17 protein-coding genes are annotated in these 16892 nt (G+C 45.2%); 13 read left to right on the forward strand and 4 right to left on the reverse strand.

The features are described from left to right. Window positions 1-6: 6 nt before the first annotated feature. The 3 genes from AC3CID_RS13995 to cysD form a co-directional block, all read right to left on the reverse strand. Entirely contained in the window at window positions 7-1731 is a 1725-nt protein-coding gene (locus AC3CID_RS13995) for an SLC13 family permease (RefSeq protein WP_065207468.1), read from the reverse strand. Between the two features lie 65 nt (window positions 1732-1796). Further along, window positions 1797-3227, reverse strand: coding sequence for a sulfate adenylyltransferase subunit CysN (gene cysN, locus AC3CID_RS14000; protein WP_017083766.1), 1431 nt, complete (start codon window positions 3225-3227; stop codon window positions 1797-1799). 18 nt (window positions 3228-3245) lie between these two features. Then, window positions 3246-4154, reverse strand: a complete 909-nt coding sequence (gene cysD, locus AC3CID_RS14005; RefSeq protein ID WP_004735271.1) for a sulfate adenylyltransferase subunit CysD — start codon at window positions 4152-4154, stop codon at window positions 3246-3248. A 450-nt stretch (window positions 4155-4604) separates the two neighbouring features. On the opposite strand from cysD, the gene AC3CID_RS14010 reads away from it, so the two are divergent. The 11 genes from AC3CID_RS14010 (at window position 4605) to AC3CID_RS14060 (ending at window position 14607) form a co-directional block, all read left to right on the forward strand. After that, entirely contained in the window at window positions 4605-6581 is a 1977-nt protein-coding gene (locus AC3CID_RS14010) for a bifunctional 2',3'-cyclic-nucleotide 2'-phosphodiesterase/3'-nucleotidase (protein ID WP_017069395.1), read from the forward strand. 327 nt (window positions 6582-6908) lie between these two features. Beyond that, window positions 6909-7496 (forward strand): DedA family protein, encoded by a 588-nt coding sequence (locus AC3CID_RS14015; RefSeq protein ID WP_488526685.1) that lies wholly within the window; start codon window positions 6909-6911, stop codon window positions 7494-7496. Further along, a complete protein-coding gene (locus tag AC3CID_RS14020; RefSeq protein ID WP_017063716.1) occupies window positions 7493-8626 on the forward strand; it encodes an ATP-grasp domain-containing protein in 1134 nt (377 codons plus the stop codon). Before AC3CID_RS14015 ends, AC3CID_RS14020 begins: the two co-directional genes overlap by 4 nt. A 19-nt stretch (window positions 8627-8645) precedes the next feature. Beyond that, on the forward strand, window positions 8646-9188 hold the full coding sequence (locus AC3CID_RS14025) for a hypothetical protein (RefSeq protein ID WP_280584389.1): 543 nt from the start codon (window positions 8646-8648) through the stop codon (window positions 9186-9188). Window positions 9189-9190: 2 nt separating this feature from the next. Next, the gene (locus AC3CID_RS14030) at window positions 9191-9940 is read left to right on the forward strand and encodes an NRDE family protein (RefSeq protein WP_488526686.1); all 750 of its coding nucleotides are present in this window, start codon (window positions 9191-9193) and stop codon (window positions 9938-9940) included. A gap of 12 nt (window positions 9941-9952) precedes the next feature. Further along, window positions 9953-10390: a YHS domain-containing (seleno)protein gene (locus AC3CID_RS14035; RefSeq protein ID WP_017083771.1), complete on the forward strand. Its 438-nt coding sequence runs from the start codon at window positions 9953-9955 to the stop codon at window positions 10388-10390. A 10-nt stretch (window positions 10391-10400) separates the two neighbouring features. After that, window positions 10401-10844 carry a hypothetical protein gene (locus tag AC3CID_RS14040; RefSeq protein WP_004735264.1) on the forward strand — a complete coding sequence of 148 codons (444 nt, stop codon included), beginning with the start codon at window positions 10401-10403 and terminating at the stop codon, window positions 10842-10844. Between the two features lie 12 nt (window positions 10845-10856). Further along, window positions 10857-12611 (forward strand): bifunctional lysophospholipid acyltransferase family protein/GNAT family N-acetyltransferase, encoded by a 1755-nt coding sequence (locus AC3CID_RS14045; protein WP_488526687.1) that lies wholly within the window; start codon window positions 10857-10859, stop codon window positions 12609-12611. Between the two features lie 71 nt (window positions 12612-12682). Next, a complete protein-coding gene (locus tag AC3CID_RS14050; protein ID WP_114634052.1) occupies window positions 12683-13249 on the forward strand; it encodes a Crp/Fnr family transcriptional regulator in 567 nt (188 codons plus the stop codon). A gap of 57 nt (window positions 13250-13306) precedes the next feature. Continuing rightward, window positions 13307-13759: a GNAT family N-acetyltransferase gene (locus AC3CID_RS14055; protein ID WP_488526688.1), complete on the forward strand. Its 453-nt coding sequence runs from the start codon at window positions 13307-13309 to the stop codon at window positions 13757-13759. Next, complete coding sequence (locus tag AC3CID_RS14060; RefSeq protein ID WP_017096572.1) at window positions 13759-14607, forward strand: DMT family transporter; 849 nt, start codon at window positions 13759-13761, stop codon at window positions 14605-14607. The genes AC3CID_RS14055 and AC3CID_RS14060 overlap by 1 nt, the downstream gene beginning before the upstream one ends. A 59-nt stretch (window positions 14608-14666) precedes the next feature. On the opposite strand, the gene AC3CID_RS14065 is transcribed toward AC3CID_RS14060, so the two are convergent. Beyond that, on the reverse strand, window positions 14667-15251 hold the full coding sequence (locus AC3CID_RS14065; RefSeq protein ID WP_065207478.1) for a LysM-like peptidoglycan-binding domain-containing protein: 585 nt from the start codon (window positions 15249-15251) through the stop codon (window positions 14667-14669). Between the two features lie 213 nt (window positions 15252-15464). On the opposite strand from AC3CID_RS14065, the gene bamJ reads away from it, so the two are divergent. Further along, window positions 15465-16085, forward strand: coding sequence for a BamJ family beta-barrel-assembly machinery protein (bamJ, locus tag AC3CID_RS14070; protein ID WP_017078817.1), 621 nt, complete (start codon window positions 15465-15467; stop codon window positions 16083-16085). 134 nt (window positions 16086-16219) lie between these two features. Then, window positions 16220-16714: a DUF2780 domain-containing protein gene (locus AC3CID_RS14075; protein ID WP_065207479.1), complete on the forward strand. Its 495-nt coding sequence runs from the start codon at window positions 16220-16222 to the stop codon at window positions 16712-16714. Window positions 16715-16892 lie beyond the last annotated feature (178 nt).

The following is a 16892-nucleotide window of genomic DNA, read 5'->3' on the forward strand; positions in this document are numbered from 1 at the left end:
ACAGCATTAAAATGGGAAAAAGTAAGGAATTAGGGTCAGCACCAAGCCCGAATAGACAATCGAGATTGGGATGCCGATACGCAGATAATCCGTAAGGTGGTAATTACCTACGCTATAAACAAGTAAGTTGGTTTGGTAGCCGTATGGCGAAATAAAACTGGCACTGGCACCAAACAGAACCGCCATAATAAACGGCATTGGATCGACGCCATAGCCCACGGCCATACTGTAGCCAATGGGGAATGAGAGTGCCGCTGCCGCATTGTTGGTCACCAACTCAGTCAGGACCAGCGTCATGAAATAGGTCGCGACTAGCGCTCCAAATACGCCCCAGCCATTAAAGGCCTCCATAAACATCAGCCCCATTCGCTCAGACAACCCAGATGAAATCATCAGTTGAGCAATAGAGAGTGCCGAACCAACGATCACGACAATATCGACGGGGAAGCGGCGGCGAAGCTCACCAAGTTGTACTACGCCAAATGCCAACAGCAATAATAAAAATCCCGCTAGCCCTTTAATAATAGGGACTACATCAGCGAGCGATAACCCAATCACACTAGCAAATCCGAGCAACACAAACGTCGATTTATCGGCATCAAGCTTGGCGCTTGAGTCTAGGTCGTTCATCAACACAAATTCTTTATTGTGTTGTTGACGCTGTTCTTCAAAACGTTTTCCGGGAACCAAAATCAAGGTATCACCAGCGGTCAATGTGATATTCCCTAACCCACCTTCAAGGCGCTCATGGCCACGACGAATAGCGACTACAACCGCATCAAAACGATCTCTGAACTGGCTGGTTTTTAACGTTTTATTACAGAAGCTTGCCGATGAACTGACTACGACCTCAACGAAGCTCTGGCCGTTCAGGTGGTGCTGACCAAACAGAGTTAGCCCTTGGATCTCTTGCAGTGTCGCAACACTCTCGACATCACCACAAAACAGTAATCGATCACGAGCTTGAAGAATAAAATCAGGGTCAATAGACGCGGTTGTTTTACCGTCTCGAATCACTTCCGCTAAGAACAGTTTTCTCAATGCTCTGAGGTTATTCTCGCTGACGCTGCGGCCAACTAAAGGAGAACCCGGCTCAACTCGCGCCTCGAGAAAGTAAGGTAGATCGTCTTGAGATCCATCATCGTAGCTGGGTAAGAAGTAGCTCAGCGGAATGAGGATCAACACACCACCGACCAACACCGCTAAACCGATCAAGGTCGGTGTGAAAAAGTTTAAACTTGGCAGTCCAGCATCTTCAACAAAGCTATTGATGATCAAGTTGGTAGAGGTGCCGATCAATGTCAGGGTTCCACCTAAGATGGCAGCGTATGACAAAGGGATTAGCAGTTTAGATGGCGCATGCTGTTGATTACGTTTGATCGCCCCGATCAAAGAAACAACCACCGCCGTGTTATTAGTAAAAGAAGAAAGTAACGCTGTGGAAATACCCAACTTCGCAACCACGGTACCTAGCCTACCTTCAGAGATATTACGGCTAACCCAACTGATTAAGCGAGTTTTCTCCAACGCACTTGATGCGAGGATAAGAAGAATTAAAGTCAGTAACGAGGAGTTAGTGAAGTTATTGGCTAAGCTCGACAAATCGATCATGCCAGCCATAAAAGCAATAAACGCCGCGCCAGCAAAGATAAAGCTTGGCTTAATACGGGTAACGAGCAGGCAAGTAATGATGCCGAGCAAAATCGCTAATACAAATCCTTGTTGCCACATATACCCGTCCTTTATGGCGGAAACGATGGGTTTCCGCCTGATTCAATAAGCTGTTACTTAGTCGTTTATGACTTCAGTAATTGGCTTAGATCTTTGGCATCCCAATGAGGGAAGTGCTTGCGTACCAATGCGTTGAACTCAAGTTCAAATGCAGAGAAGTTACCGACTTGCTGTTCAACAGAGTCCAAACGGTCTCGAATCAAACCAGCACCAACCGTCACGTTAGTTAGGCGGTCGATAACAATGAAACCACCGGTATCGGCACTCTCACGGTATTTATCCAGCGCGACAGTCTCGTTCAATGACCATTCACACAAACCAATACCATTCAGTGGCAACTCATCAACAGCGTAAGTCGACAAGTTGTTGATGTCATATTGGTGACGAACCGTTTCAACCTGACCGACGGTTTTCTTGCCTGCGATTTTGATGTCGTAAGCTTTGCCTGGTTGCAGTGGTTGCTCTGTCATCCATACGATGTCAGCCAATACATGGTTAGTAGATTCAATTTGAGCATTTTCCAGCACAATCAAATCACCACGGCTGATATCGATTTCATCTTCAAGAGTCAGCGTTACTGCCAAACCCGCTTGCGCCGATTCAAGTTCGCCATCAAAGGTCACAATGCTTGCCACCTTAGACGTTTTACCTGATGGCAGCGCCTTGATTTCATCACCCACGCTGACACGGCCAGAGGCAACGGTGCCAGCAAAACCACGGAAGTCTAAGTTAGGACGATTGACGTACTGAACAGGGAATCGGAATTCACCCGCAGAGCGTTTTTGGTCAATGTCTACGTTCTCTAGTACTTCTAATAGAGATGGGCCTTCGAACCATGCAAGCTCTTTACTTGGCGCTGCAACGTTAATGCCTTCAAGCGCGGAAACAGGCAGAATTTGAATATTAGTTTCGCCTTCTAGGTTTTCAGCAAACTCTAGATACTGATCGCGAATCTCCTCAAAACGATCTTGCGAATACTCGACGAGATCCATTTTGTTGACTGCGACGATGAAGTGCTTCAAACCAAGCAGGTTAGAAATAAACGAGTGACGACGTGTTTGATCCAGAACGCCCTTACGAGCATCAATTAAGATCACCGCTAGATCACACGTTGAAGCGCCGGTTGCCATGTTGCGCGTGTACTGCTCATGCCCTGGGGTATCAGCAATAATGAATTTACGCTTTTGAGTCGAGAAGTAACGATAAGCCACATCGATCGTAATCCCTTGCTCACGCTCAGCCTGTAGTCCGTCAACAAGCAGTGCTAAATCAGGTTTCTCACCTGTGGTACCCACTCGTTGGCTATCAGAGTGAACCGCCGCTAGCTGATCTTCATAAATCTGTTTTGTATCATGGAGCAAGCGACCGATTAACGTACTTTTACCGTCATCTACCGAGCCACAAGTTAAAAATCTAAGCATAGATTTATGCTGATGCTGACTTAGATAACCTTCAATCCCTAGTTCAGCCAATTCGGCTTCTACTGCACTATTCATTTTTCTTTCCTTAGATTCTTAGAAATAACCTTGGCGCTTTTTCAGCTCCATAGAGCCCGACTGATCATGGTCAATCGCTCGACCTTGACGCTCACTAGACGTCGCCACCAGCATCTCTTCAATAATGCCTGTTAGCGTATTCGCCTCAGATTCAACCGCTCCGGTTAATGGGTAACAGCCTAAAGTACGAAAACGAACGCTTTTCTCTTCAATCACTTCACCTTCTTGCAGCTCCATACGGTCATCATCAACCATGATCAGCATGCCATCACGCTCAACTACAGGGCGTTTGTCTGAAAGGTAAAGTGGAACAATATCGATGCTCTCTAGGTAGATGTATTGCCAGATATCGAGCTCAGTCCAGTTAGATAAAGGGAATACACGAATGCTTTCGCCTTTATTAACCTGACCGTTGTAAGTGTGCCAAAGCTCTGGACGCTGGTTTTTTGGATCCCACGTATGGTTCTTATCGCGGAAAGAGTAAACACGTTCTTTCGCACGAGATTTTTCTTCATCACGACGCGCACCACCAAAAGCCGCATCGAACCCATACTTGTTTAACGCCTGCTTAAGGCCCTGTGTTTTCATGATGTCAGTGTGCTTCGAAGAACCATGTACAAATGGGCTACAACCCATCTCAATACCTTCTGGGTTCTTATGTACTAAAAGGTCGAAGCCGTACTTTTTAGCCGTACGATCACGAAACTCAATCATCTCGCGGAATTTCCAATCCGTATCTACATGCAATAGTGGGAATGGAATCTTGCCTGGATAAAACGCTTTGCGAGCTAAATGAAGCATCACAGAAGAATCTTTTCCGATGGAGTACATCATCACTGGGTTATCAAACTCAGCCGCTACTTCACGGATAATATGAATACTTTCCGCTTCGAGCTGTTTTAGGTGGGTTAAACGTTCTTGGTCCATTTCAGTGCTTCCTTTAAGGCTCGCGTTACGAGCAATTCATTACTTGGTCTTGCCAAGCAAGGGATTTAACTCATCCACTTGAGTGAATGGGAGTATTGGCACTAGAAGAAAACAGAAGCTTCGTTTTGAGCTATCCTTGCTATTCATCTGCCTGATACGTCCTTGATATAGGCATTATGACGAGCCTCTCATATTACTGGAAATTCTAAAATTTCATTTTTTATTCGAAAAGCTGATAAGGGATTGAATTTACCGATAAGCAGGTGAAATGAATGGACTAATATTATCGATATCAGTTGCGCATCGATTGAACAGCTTTGGGAGGCGTCTTGCAGAACACCATAAAGTAATCGATCTAAGTCACGAATTAACATTCGTTGTAATCATTGTTTCATTCGGTTTTGTTACATTACGCAACGAATTTTCTACTATCCACTTTGGAGCTACAAAATGAAAGTTGCAATGAAACCTTTGTCATTGGCTGTACTTGCGGGTCTTGGTTTGACTTTAGCAGGCTGCACAACAACACCAGATACCGATGAAGTGATTAAATTACGTGTCGTAGAAACGACGGATATCCATACCAACCTAATGGATTACGACTACTACAAAGACAAGCCATCGAAAAAAATCGGCTTAGCACGTACTGCAACTTTAGTAAAAGAAGCTCAAAGCGAAGTAACCAACAGCGTTTTAGTTGATAACGGTGACTTGCTGCAAGGTAGCCCAATGGGTGACTACATGGCAGACAAAGGCATCGAAGCTGGCGAAGTTCACCCTGCATATAAAGCAATGAACCAACTAAGCTACGACGCTGCAAACCTAGGTAACCACGAATTCAACTACGGTCTTGAGTTCCTAGAAGAATCGATCAACGACGCTGATTTCCCTTACATCAGTGCTAACGTTTACGACGCAGAAACCAAAGAACACTACTTCACGCCTTACATCATCAAGACGCACACGTTCGAAGATACTGCTGGCGTAGAGCACGAAGTAAAAGTGGGTTACATCGGTTTTGTTCCACCACAAATCATGACGTGGGATAAGAAGAATCTAGAAGGCAAAGTGATCGCTCGCGATATCATTGAGACGGCTAACGAATTAGTGCCTCAAATGAAAGCGGAAGGCGCTGAAGTTATCGTTGCTATCCCTCACTCAGGCGTATCAACTGACCCATACAAAAATGGCGAAGAGAACTCAACGTTCTACCTATCTGAAGTAGACGGCATCGATGCGATCGCATTCGGCCACTCTCACGCAGTTTTCCCAGGTAAAGGTTTTGATGACATTCAAGGCATCGACAACGAAACTGGCACAATGAACGGCGTTGCGGCAGTAATGCCAGGTCGTTGGGGTAGCCACGTTGGTGTTATGGATCTAACACTTGCACAAAAAGACGGTAAGTGGGAAGTTGTTAAAGGCCAATCAGAAGCACGCCCTATCTACGACAAAATCGAGAAGAAATCGCTTGCTGCAGCTGATGAAGGCATCGTAACAGCACTAGAAAAAGACCACGCTGGTACTCGTGAGTTTGTTAACCAACCGATTGGTAAAGCAGACGATGTGATGTACAGCTTCTTGTCTCTAGTACAAGACGATCCAACAGTTCAAATCGTTAACCTTGCACAGAAAGATTACGTAGAACAGTTCATCCAAGGTGACCCAGACCTAGATGGTACGCCAGTACTTTCAGCGGCAGCACCATTCAAGGCCGGCGGCCGTAAGAATGACCCAGCGAACTTCACTGAGGTTGAATCTGGTCAACTGACATTCCGTAACGCAGCTGACTTGTACCTTTACCCGAACACGCTAGTTGCGATGAAGGTAACAGGTCACGAAGTAAAAGAGTGGCTTGAGTGTTCTGCAGGTCAGTTTAACCAAGTGGATGTTAACTCCACAGCACCACAACAGTTGATTGAGTGGGATAACTTCCGTACTTACAACTTCGATGTTATCGATGGTGTTGATTACCAAATCGACGTAACTCAACCTGCTAAATACGATGCAAACTGTAAAGTCGTTAACCCTGACTCACAGCGTATTGTTGGCCTAACTTACCAAGGTAAGCCAATCGACATGAAGCAAGACTTCCTGATCGCAACCAACAACTACCGTGCATACAGCGCTAAGTTCCCAGGCACAGGTGAAGACTTCATCGCATTTGATGCACCAGATGAGAACCGTACTGTTCTTGCAAACTACATCTCTCGCGTAAGCAAAGAGCAAGGTCAAGTGAGCCCAAGCGCGGATAACAATTGGTCATTTGCGCCAATCAAAACAGATAACAAGCTAGATATCCGCTTTGAAACATCTCCAAGCGACAAAGCAGCAGAGTTCATTAAAGAGAAAGGTCAATACCCGATGAAACGTGTTGCGACTGACGATGTTGGTTTTGCTGTTTACCAGATTGACCTAACTAAATAGGTTGCTTAAGTAATCCATAGTTAACGTTATGAAAGGCTGAGTTTAACGACTCGGCCTTTTTCTTTTCTTATAAATGTTCAGTCCAAAGCTCTAATTTGTCGAACGACAAACTCTCGTTCAACCCGCTTCCAAATGCCACGCCTTCAGCTTCAAACAGCAGTCAAACAGCAGTCAAACAGCACGACTCAAACCACCAATTGAATAAATCCAACACAAAAAAACACTAATCAGCTGTAAGTTTTTATCTGCTCCTCCTGTCTATTTAATTTACTACACTCAATGAATGGTGGTTAAGCCATTCATCTATAGGATAGATAAGGACATTTGATGAGCACCGTCGAGAGCATTCAAGCATGGTTACATTCAGGAGAGGAGTCGCTGCTATGGCTGATGCTTGGCATCATCGCGCTTTCTTATCTGCTTGAAGATCTTGCGATTGTTACGGCGGCAGGTATCTCGACTCAAGGTCTAATACTTCCTCAATATGCGCTGCTTGCTATTTTCATCGGTATTGCCACGGGTGATCTCGGTCTTTATTACCTTGGTAAATCAGGACGTTACTTCCGAGGTGTTCGATATAAAGCCCTCACTAATAAGTACTTTCGTTCGCTTCGTACCAAATTACGTCAGAACGCATTCAGCAGTCTTTTTGTTATCCGCTTTATTCCAGGGCTTCGCACCGTCGGGTTTACCTTAAGTGGCTTTTTCGCCATCCCACTGCCTACTTTCTTGTTTGCTGTCATCAGCGCCACCGCGATCTGGACTGGCATTGTCTTCTCTGCCATCTACCATTTAGGGACATCAGCGTGGCTGCAAGCCTCTGAATATCAATGGATCGTTATCCCGTGTGCCATCGCTTTGCTGTTTATCGGTAATCGATTAATGAATAAAACCTACTCTAGAGGATTATCATGAGTTCACCGCAAGATATTCGCATCATTCCCGCACATCAAATCAATGCAGGCATGCCTTTGCTTGAAAAAGATACCGTGCGCAGTGTCTCTCCTTATGAGTTTCTTCCGACTTGGTTCTTCTACACGCCAGTGGTGATTCAAAGCCTGATGCAAGGGTTACGGCACTTTGACTGGGCACTGCCGCTCATTGCCAACCCAAGCATCAAGTTAAGCGGAATGGTAGGCGAATCAAAACACGAGATATTAAGCCTTGCCGGATCTTCAAGTCAGCGTTGGATCTCTCCGTTTATCACCCTCACCAAAACGGATCTCAGCGGTAAGAAACAAGCTGAAGATGCACGCAGCGCACTAATACAATCCGATCTTGATTTCCCGATTGTAGCTAAACCAGATCTTGGCTGTCGAGGCGTTGGCGTCAAGCTGATCAACACACAAGATCAACTTGAGCAATATGTTGAATCTTTCCCAAATAATGCTCGCTTTCTACTGCAAGAAAAGGCGCCTTATCAGGCAGAAGCTGGCGTTTTCTATGTTCGTTACCCAAACAAAAAGCAAGGCGAGATCATCTCGATCACACTCAAATATGCGCCAATGGTGATGGGTGATGGCAAGTCGACACTCAAGCAGTTAATTGAAAATAGCCCGCGTGCTGGGCAGCTCAGTCACCTGTATCTACCAAGGCATGAAGATAAATTGGATCACGTGCTCGCAGAGGGCGAAGAGTTCCAACTCGCGTTCGCAGGTAGCCATAGCCGTGGCTGCATCTTCCGAGATGGCAATCAATACATTACTCAGGCTTTAACTGAACGTTTAGACGAGATATTCGATGACTTCGATGGTTTTCATTTTGGCCGACTCGACGTCAAGTTTAAAGACATGCACAGCTTAATGAACGGCGAGGATTTCACGATCCTTGAGGTCAATGGCGCAAGCAGTGAGGCTGGGCATATCTGGGATCGCAACACACCGCTGCGAGAGATATTTTCTACGCTACTTCTGCAATACCGCATTCTTTTTGATATTGGCGCTCAGCAAAAACAACGAGGCCATAAGACTCCTTCTTTCAAGAGCTTATTCGCTGCGTGGCAAGAAGAGCGACGTCTTGTTCAACAATATCCGACCACTGACTAACTTTGTACGAGGACCATGAATGAACCCCATAGCCCAACCGAGCGCCCTCACTTCTTTCTCTCCTTGTATCAAAGGAGCGGTAGAGATATTGAATCAGGGTCTAGAGTTTTTGTTAGCGATATCTGACAGCGACTATCTGACACGAGCAAAGCCGCACGTCACAAGCTCTATTGGTGAGCATACTCGTCACACGCTCGATCTTTTTCACGCCTTAATCTTAAAAGAGAATGCGACCGTTGATTACAACACTCGTCGTCGCGGTCACCCGGTCGAATACGACCGCTCTATTGCAGTAAAAGAGATCCATTATGTGATCAACTGGCTTGAACGATTAGACCGCAGAGATCTCGAAGCGCCTATCATGATCCAAACCGAAGTTTCAATGGATACACAAGTATTCGCCAGCCTGCCTTCTACGTTAGAAAGAGAGGTCACCTTTGCTGCTCTGCATGCCAATCATCACTATGCGATGATCAAGGTGATCACGACCTTTCTTGATGTCGAAACATGCAATACCTTTGGTTATGCCCCAACCACCAGCAGCTATCTGAGGGAGCAATAATCATGTGTTCAGTATCTTGGCTGCTTGAAGAAAATGGTTATCAGGTCTTTTTTAACCGTGACGAACAAAAGACGCGAGCACTAGCAATGCCACCTAAACAATATCGAGTTAACGGCATCGATATCATCATGCCACTCGACCCAACTGGCGGTGGTAGCTGGATCAGTATCAATGAGTTCGGGCTTTCGCTATGCCTACTCAATAACTATCAAGGCATCGTACCTGATGGCCTTTTAGTCAGCCGTGGTTTGCTACTCAAGAACCTATCATCGAGTCGTAACATCAGCCTGCTCTCTGAAGCATTTCATCAGCTCGACCTGCACTCTTTTGCCCCGTTTACCTTGTTGGCTTTTGCGCCGAATTTAACTCAGAACAATGGTTTGGTTATCGCCTACATGTGGGATGGTATTCAACAGCACATCGTCGACACCGATTCTCCACTCTTCTCATCCGGTGTTGATTTAGAGCAAGTGCAAGCCTACCGACAAGCGAAATACGATCAGCTTATGACAACAGGAAAGAATCAGCAGAACTTACTTCAATTTCACTCTCACCATCACAGCGAACAACCTCATTTAGCGACCTGTATGCATCGTGAAGACGCACATACGGTGAGCTTTACACACTTACGCAATCTACACGGCCAAGCCTCGATGTTTTATGCACCCGGCTCGCCTTGTGAACCCATTAAGCCATGCCAGATAAATCAACAGCGCTTTACCTTCGATTTATCACCCGTAATCAATCTATAGATGGAGTCCATCATGAGAAAACTATTAACCATGGTCATGCTACTTGTTAGCCCGTACGTATTTGCCGCCGATGAAATCTACACCGGGTTCTTTAGCAGTAAGGCGCTCGATGGCTACGACACTGTGGCTTATTTCACTTCAGGCAAGCCCATCGAAGGCAGTAACAAATTCAGCACTGAGTACAAAGGCGCGGACTGGTATTTCTCTTCTGAAAAGAATCTGACTTTATTTGTTAATAATCCTGAAAAATATGCCCCTCAATATGGGGGTTATTGCGCTTGGGCTGTTTCAGCAAAAAGTGACTTTGCACCTGGTGACCCGAACCAATGGACAATTGTTGATAACAAGCTTTACCTCAACTACGACCAAGAGATTAAACAGCGTTGGGAACAAGACCGAGCACAGCATATTCAAAAAGCCGACACCGTTTGGCCGCAACTGATCAAATAAGGGAATAACCATGACATTCACTCCAGCTAAACATATTCCTGCGGCATTTATCGCTTTCGTATTTGTTCAGTCGCTGTTTTTTAAGTTCACAGGCTCATACGAGACTGAGCATATCTTTGGCACCTTGGCAACATGGTCTGGCTTAAGTTGGTTCGGTTCATTTGGCGGCTACTTGATTGGGTTCGCTGAATTGATTGCGGCCATTTTGCTGTTTACTCGTTGGCATGGCCTGGGTGCCATCATGAGTGTGGGGATTATGAGTGGCGCGATATTTTTCCATCTGTTTACGCCGCTCGGTATTCAAATGCCTGAGTTTAACGCAGCGGGTGAAATTGTCGGTTATGACGGCGGATTACTGTTTGGCATGGCATGCCTAGTATGGCTTTGCGGTGCATTTTTAAGTGTAAAAGATTTCAAGAATCAAGACGGTTTCCTAAACAACTTTAGTCAATAAGGTAACTTCATTATGATTGATAGTCCTTTTCGTTTACCACGTTACACGCCTTTTGGTTTAGGTGAGTCTGTTGTCGAGTGGGCAACTGGGCTATCTAAGCTAGATAAGCTCTATCAAGATAGACCTGATGAGTTATCTAGCTTTGAATTCATGCATCACACCTTGTCAGCATTGAATATCGACTATTCCGTTTCAGCAGGCGCCACTGATAATATTCCCGAACAAGGGCCAGTAGTCATTGTAGCTAACCACCCGCTTGGTGCGATTGAAGGCGTGATCCTTGCTGATCTCGTAGGATCGGTAAGAAAGGATGTGAAGGTGTTGGCCAATGAGTTGCTCAAGCGACTGCCTGAACTGGATGATCTTTTCATTGGGGTCGATGTCTTTAACAGTAAAGAATCGAAACGCACCAATGCTAAAGCTATTCGAGATGCCAATCGTCATTTAGCAGACGGTGGACTCTTGATTGTGTTCCCTGCTGGCGAAGTATCGAGTTACCGTAAAGGGGCCAAGACACTAACAGACATCGAGTGGAGCAAATCAGTCGCAAAGTTTGTTAAGCGTCACCAAGCCACCACGGTGCCTATCTTTATCAATGGCAAGAACAGTGAGCTTTTCTACCAAGCGGGCCGTGTTCACCCACTACTGAGAACGGCTTTACTTGGCCGTGAACTTCTTAATAAACAGGCGACGACTATCTCTATCTCGATTGGCTCTTCGATTCCGTATTCAGAGATCAAATCGTTTGAAAAAGAGATGGATATCGTCAACTACCTACGACTCAATACCTACCTAATGAGTCAACAAGATAGCCCGAATACGCCAATCCACGCGCCCTCTTTTGACACCCAAGTGATTGCGCCTATTCCACCAGAAGTGTTGGCAATAGAGGTCGGTTCTCTTCCTGAAGAGATGAAGTTACTTGAGCAAGGGGACTTCGAGGTCTACTGTACGCCAAGCCAATCTATTCCTAACTTAATGCGCGAAATTGGTCGAGTTAGAGAAGAGAGTTTCCGAGAAGTCGGAGAAGGCAGCGGGCTTGCCTGTGATTTAGATGAGTATGACCTTTACTACCATCAACTGTTTGTTTGGAATAAAACCAAGGCTGAATTAGTGGGTGCATACCGACTTGGTATGGTCGACAAGCTCATCGCTGAGCACGGGCTTGATCAACTCTATTCCCGCAGTCTGTTTAACTACAATCAAGAATTCATCGATACCTTAGACAACAGTATCGAGCTTGGGCGTTCTGTAGTAAGCAAGCCTTATCAAAAGAGCCTTAACTCACTATTACTATTGTGGAAAGGTATCGCGGCCTTCGTGTATCGTCACCCTCAATACACTCACCTATTCGGCCCGGTCAGTATCAGTAATGATTACAGTCATAATGCTCGCCTGTTGATTGCGACGACTTTATCGATACATCATTATGACGAAGAAAAAGCGAATTTAGTTTCTCCTTCGTCACCACTCAATACCAGTAATCATGTGTTCTGGCAGAATCACCTGTTATCGTCACTGGCAAGTGTTCCTCTGCTCTCTAAAGTGTTAGCACGTATGGAGCAAGGAAAAGGCCTGCCAGTACTACTGCGCCAGTATCTAGGGATGAACGGTAAGTTGGTGTGCTTTAACGTCGACCCATCATTTAATGATGCTCTGGATGGCTTGATTGTGGTTAACCTTAAGAAAGTACCATTGAAAACTCTTGGTAAATACATGGGTAGAGAACTTGCTCAAGATTATCTAGAACAGCACGCTCGACGCTGATTTAGCCTGCTCTGTACCTATACTCAAATAAGTGCGATGATTTCGACACTTATTTGGGTTAGGTTATTTTCATGCACACCTCTTTTATCAAACAACTACAAAGCTTTGACTTCTCTGAGAGTCAGGTTGAATCTCTATTAGCTGTCGCGAAGCCGCTTGAGCTGCCAACCCGACACATCCTGATCAATCAAGGTGAGATGGCGAGTTCAATCTACTTTGTACTTGAAGGCTTATGCCACGCTTGTTATCTCACTAATGACGGTAAGCAATACAGCAAAGAATTCTACTGGGAACAAGACTGGATCATCGGCTTTGAGAGTTTGATAAAGAACCAAGCGTCCCCTTACCTACTAGAAACACTCACACCAATTACTATGTTAGAACTGCCAATGAATGCGGTTATTGAGTGGCGTGCAGCAAATAACCCTTTGTATTTAAAGCTGTTAGAAACTCAGCTGATGCATAAGGAAAACAAAGAACGCTTTATGCTGCTCTATACTCCAGAGCAACGCTATCAGCTTTTCTGCGAACATTACCCCGACCTTGAGCAGCGCTTGAACGACAATCAAATTGCGGCCTATCTAGGAATAACCGCCATCAGCCTGAGCAGAATTAAAGGTCGAATTAACAATAGTTAATGCCAACAATCATCGCACATAGTACATTCAGAGCATCGATAACCTCTGGATGTAAACATGATCACTTGGCACTCAATTCCCTTCTCTGAACTTTCAACACAACAGCTTTATCAACTACTTAAATTACGAGTAGATGTGTTCGTCGTTGAGCAAAATTGCCCTTATCCAGAGCTCGATGGTAAAGATACACTCGCAGGTGTTGAACACTTGCTTGGCTATGCTGATGCAGAGCTAGTGGCGTGTGCACGTTTGTTACCACCCGGCACCTCTTACGACAACACGAGCATCGGCCGAGTGGCGACCAAGCAATCGGCAAGAGGTGATGGCTTGGGTCATCAATTGATCAAAGAATCGTTAACACGCTGTGAGTCTCTTTGGCCGAACAAGACCATCGATATTGGCGCGCAACAACACCTAGAAAACTTCTATGCGAGCCACGGGTTCGAAACTATCTCTGAGATGTATCTGGAAGACGATATTCCGCATGTAGACATGAGATTAGAAAAGTAATGACGAATATCACTGTCGGTATTCTATTGTTGGTTGCAGGTAACTTGTTTGCCTCGCTTTCCGACGTAGCGGTAAAACTATTGAATGGCGAAGTACCGCCCTTACAGTATATTTTTTTCCGACAGTTGATATCTCTGCTCATCATCACCCCTTTGTGGCTACAGCAGAAAAAAGAACAACGGCGCTTACAACAAGCTAAAGTGACCTTTATTCGAGGACAACTGATCCTAATCGGCAGCGGATGTATGGTCGTCGCGATCACCCACCTTTCTTTAGCTACCGCCAACGCAGTATTTTACGTCGCGCCCCTGTTGATGTTACCTCTCTCTATGTTTCTACTCAAAGAGCAACCGGCACTTGGCAAGGTTATCGCCACCACTATCGGTTTTATTGGTGCATTGATTGTCTTGAGGCCATCACAATTTCATTGGGCAGCACTGTTTGCTTTGGGTACAGCACTCACCCTCGCACTATTCAATGTATTGGTAAGAAAGCTTCCTAGTGAGCAAACGGTGGTTACTACGCTGTGGTGGACAACGTTATGCTCTATTCCAGCCTCATTAGTACTGTGCTTCTTATACTGGCAGCCGGTGTCTGTGGAGCATTTGGGATACATAGCATTAAGTGCGACGCTAATTTTAAGCTACAACGGACTTGCGGTCGCTGCCTACCAAAAAGCACACTCTAGTCAAATTGCCTTGGCTGAATACTCAGGCTTAGTGTTTGTCGCAATAATAGGCGCGATATGGTTTGATGAGATTCCAGATACGTTAACCTTTATCGGAATTATGCTCATCATTTTACCGCTTGCACCTTTCAAGCGACCAAAAAAAAGAGCTAATCATTAGCTCTTTTCTATCGACTGTCTGTATCTGACGAAGCGCTTTAACGCAGGCTCAGTATTGAGCTATTTACTACGGCCAAAGCCACCGTCTGACAATCGGAAAAACATCACCGAAGTGTTGCCTTTTTCTAGCTGAAGAATGTCTAGTTTCCCGGTCTCGGCGAGTTTGAATCGAACTAGCTGGCCTTTACGAATCTGACTAAGTGGTTTGTCTGCCCCTTCAATACGCACTAGCGCGTTCAAGTCAGACAACGGTAAGTCGTTATTTCGAAAAACCTGCGCTAACGTATCCCCTTGCTTCACAAGATACTCTTGCCAATTGTTGTTACTCGGTTCTGATGAACTGCTCTTGGCATTTTGCTGTTCGCTTAAGCCAACCGTGTTTATCTCAAGCTCGACGCGCGATGTTGCTGGGGCTGCGTCTACTTTAGGTTCTGGTAGCGGCACAAAAAGTAAGATCAATACGATCGGCGAAATCACCATCAATAGTCTCTGGTGTAATTTCGGCAATGATCCCCAGGCCTGCACGGTTGAGGTTTTCATTTTCTTGATATCGATCGAACTTAATTTATCTTTGACCTGATTCAGTCGATCCTTGAACTCTGCTAAGTGGTCTACTTTCTGTTTTTTCTTTTGACGACGATTCATGCCACTGCGTCCTATACATTGAATAACTACAGTATAAAAACCAAAGTACCAACAGTATAGATCTTTCCGCCACAACAGAGACCAAAGCAAGAAAATTGACATAGCTGTGATTTGGACACGGTAAAGCGTAAGTGATCAGGGGCTAGCCGTTTATTCAGGCTGCTAATACTGGTATTCTTACCCTTTTCGTACTGACAAAAAGAGTGACTTTTCATGTCTGAAGTAAAATTTGAAACTGTAGAGCAAAAAGCTAGCTACGGTATCGGTCTACAAATGGGCCAACAACTTGCTGGTTCTGGTCTTGAAGGCCTAAACGTAGACGCAATCGCTGCTGGTATCGCAACAGCTCTAGTTGGTGACATGCCAGCTATCGAAGTTGACGAAATCAACAACGCACTACAAGAGCTACACACTCGTGGTGAAGCTGCACGTCAAGAACTAGCTAAAGCAGCTGCTGCTGACGGCGAAGCTTTCCTAACTGACAACGCTCTTCGTTCAGAAGTAACAGTTCTTGAGTCTGGTCTTCAGTACGAAGTACTAACTGAAGGTACTGGCGAAATCCCTACTGCAGACAAGCAAGTACGTGTTCACTACCACGGTGAACTAACTGACGGTACTGTTTTCGACAGCTCTGTATCTCGCGGTCAACCTGCTGAATTCCCAGTAACTGGCGTAATTCAAGGTTGGGTACAAGCTCTACAAATGATGCCTGTTGGCTCTAAGTGGAAGCTATACATCCCTCAAGATCTAGCATACGGTGAGCGCGGCGCAGGTGCTGCAATTCCACCATTTGCAGCTCTAGTATTTGAAGTAGAACTTCTAGCTATCCTTTAATTTTTATAAAAACCTTTAGTAAAACAAAATACTATAGGCAAATAAAATTAAAATAATCCAACGGCGATGTGACTACATCGCCGTTTTTCGTTTATAGTGAATAGGTCGATTACTTTATTACTTAAGGAAGAATAATGAAGAAAATACTCATCACTATGCTCAGCAGCCTTGCTGTAGTCTCTTGCGCTAGCACTAGCGACTCTGAACAAACCGGTTCAACATCAGATACCAACTATTCCCAACTATCACAAACTGCCCTGATGGCAGCTGTAAATATGTGGTCTCAACAAAACGAAACAACACCACTTGCAGATACCGTTGCTGATCAAGCATCTGTAACAAGCGATCAAGCGATTGGCGGTATCGGTTCAATGCTAGCACTTGCACAAAATTCGCTTGGCACTGCAGACAATAAAGAACTCGCATCACTCATTCCTGGAATGTCTTCACTTGAATCGACTGGCTTATCATCAGTTCTAAGCTCACAAGGTGCTGTTGAAAGTGCGTTTGCTGGGTTAGGTATGGATTCGTCAATGGTTACGACATTTGCACCCATCATTCTTCAAGCACTTCAATCACAAGGTGCAACGAGTGGCCTTATGGATTCACTCGCCGCTCTTTGGCAGTAGGCCATCACGATTAGCGATTAGTTGAAGAATATTGTAAGGGCACTTCGGTGCTCTTTTTTGTGCGTGGAAGAAAAGATATTTGAGATACGAGATACGAGATACGAGATACGAGATACGAGATACGAGATACGAGATACGAGATACGAGATACGAGATACGAGATACGAGATACGAGATA

This window comes from Vibrio sp. QJM3NY_21, from assembly GCF_057785975.1.

What these genes read in the sequence shown, in the direction of transcription:
- bamJ (WP_017078817.1), top strand. Translation starts at nt 15,465, where the DNA reads ATGTCTGAAGTAAAATTTGAAACTGTAGAGCAAAAAGCTAGCTACGGT.
- AC3CID_RS14030 (WP_488526686.1), top strand. Translation starts at nt 9,191, where the DNA reads ATGTGTTCAGTATCTTGGCTGCTTGAAGAAAATGGTTATCAGGTCTTT.
- AC3CID_RS13995 (WP_065207468.1), bottom strand. Translation starts at nt 1,731, where the DNA reads ATGTGGCAACAAGGATTTGTATTAGCGATTTTGCTCGGCATCATTACT.
- AC3CID_RS14035 (WP_017083771.1), top strand. Translation starts at nt 9,953, where the DNA reads ATGAGAAAACTATTAACCATGGTCATGCTACTTGTTAGCCCGTACGTA.
- cysD (WP_004735271.1), bottom strand. Translation starts at nt 4,154, where the DNA reads ATGGACCAAGAACGTTTAACCCACCTAAAACAGCTCGAAGCGGAAAGT.
- AC3CID_RS14065 (WP_065207478.1), bottom strand. Translation starts at nt 15,251, where the DNA reads ATGAATCGTCGTCAAAAGAAAAAACAGAAAGTAGACCACTTAGCAGAG.
- AC3CID_RS14010 (WP_017069395.1), top strand. Translation starts at nt 4,605, where the DNA reads ATGAAAGTTGCAATGAAACCTTTGTCATTGGCTGTACTTGCGGGTCTT.
- AC3CID_RS14020 (WP_017063716.1), top strand. Translation starts at nt 7,493, where the DNA reads ATGAGTTCACCGCAAGATATTCGCATCATTCCCGCACATCAAATCAAT.
- AC3CID_RS14060 (WP_017096572.1), top strand. Translation starts at nt 13,759, where the DNA reads ATGACGAATATCACTGTCGGTATTCTATTGTTGGTTGCAGGTAACTTG.
- AC3CID_RS14045 (WP_488526687.1), top strand. Translation starts at nt 10,857, where the DNA reads ATGATTGATAGTCCTTTTCGTTTACCACGTTACACGCCTTTTGGTTTA.
- AC3CID_RS14075 (WP_065207479.1), top strand. Translation starts at nt 16,220, where the DNA reads ATGAAGAAAATACTCATCACTATGCTCAGCAGCCTTGCTGTAGTCTCT.
- AC3CID_RS14055 (WP_488526688.1), top strand. Translation starts at nt 13,307, where the DNA reads ATGATCACTTGGCACTCAATTCCCTTCTCTGAACTTTCAACACAACAG.
- AC3CID_RS14015 (WP_488526685.1), top strand. Translation starts at nt 6,909, where the DNA reads ATGAGCACCGTCGAGAGCATTCAAGCATGGTTACATTCAGGAGAGGAG.
- cysN (WP_017083766.1), bottom strand. Translation starts at nt 3,227, where the DNA reads ATGAATAGTGCAGTAGAAGCCGAATTGGCTGAACTAGGGATTGAAGGT.
- AC3CID_RS14050 (WP_114634052.1), top strand. Translation starts at nt 12,683, where the DNA reads ATGCACACCTCTTTTATCAAACAACTACAAAGCTTTGACTTCTCTGAG.
- AC3CID_RS14025 (WP_280584389.1), top strand. Translation starts at nt 8,646, where the DNA reads ATGAACCCCATAGCCCAACCGAGCGCCCTCACTTCTTTCTCTCCTTGT.
- AC3CID_RS14040 (WP_004735264.1), top strand. Translation starts at nt 10,401, where the DNA reads ATGACATTCACTCCAGCTAAACATATTCCTGCGGCATTTATCGCTTTC.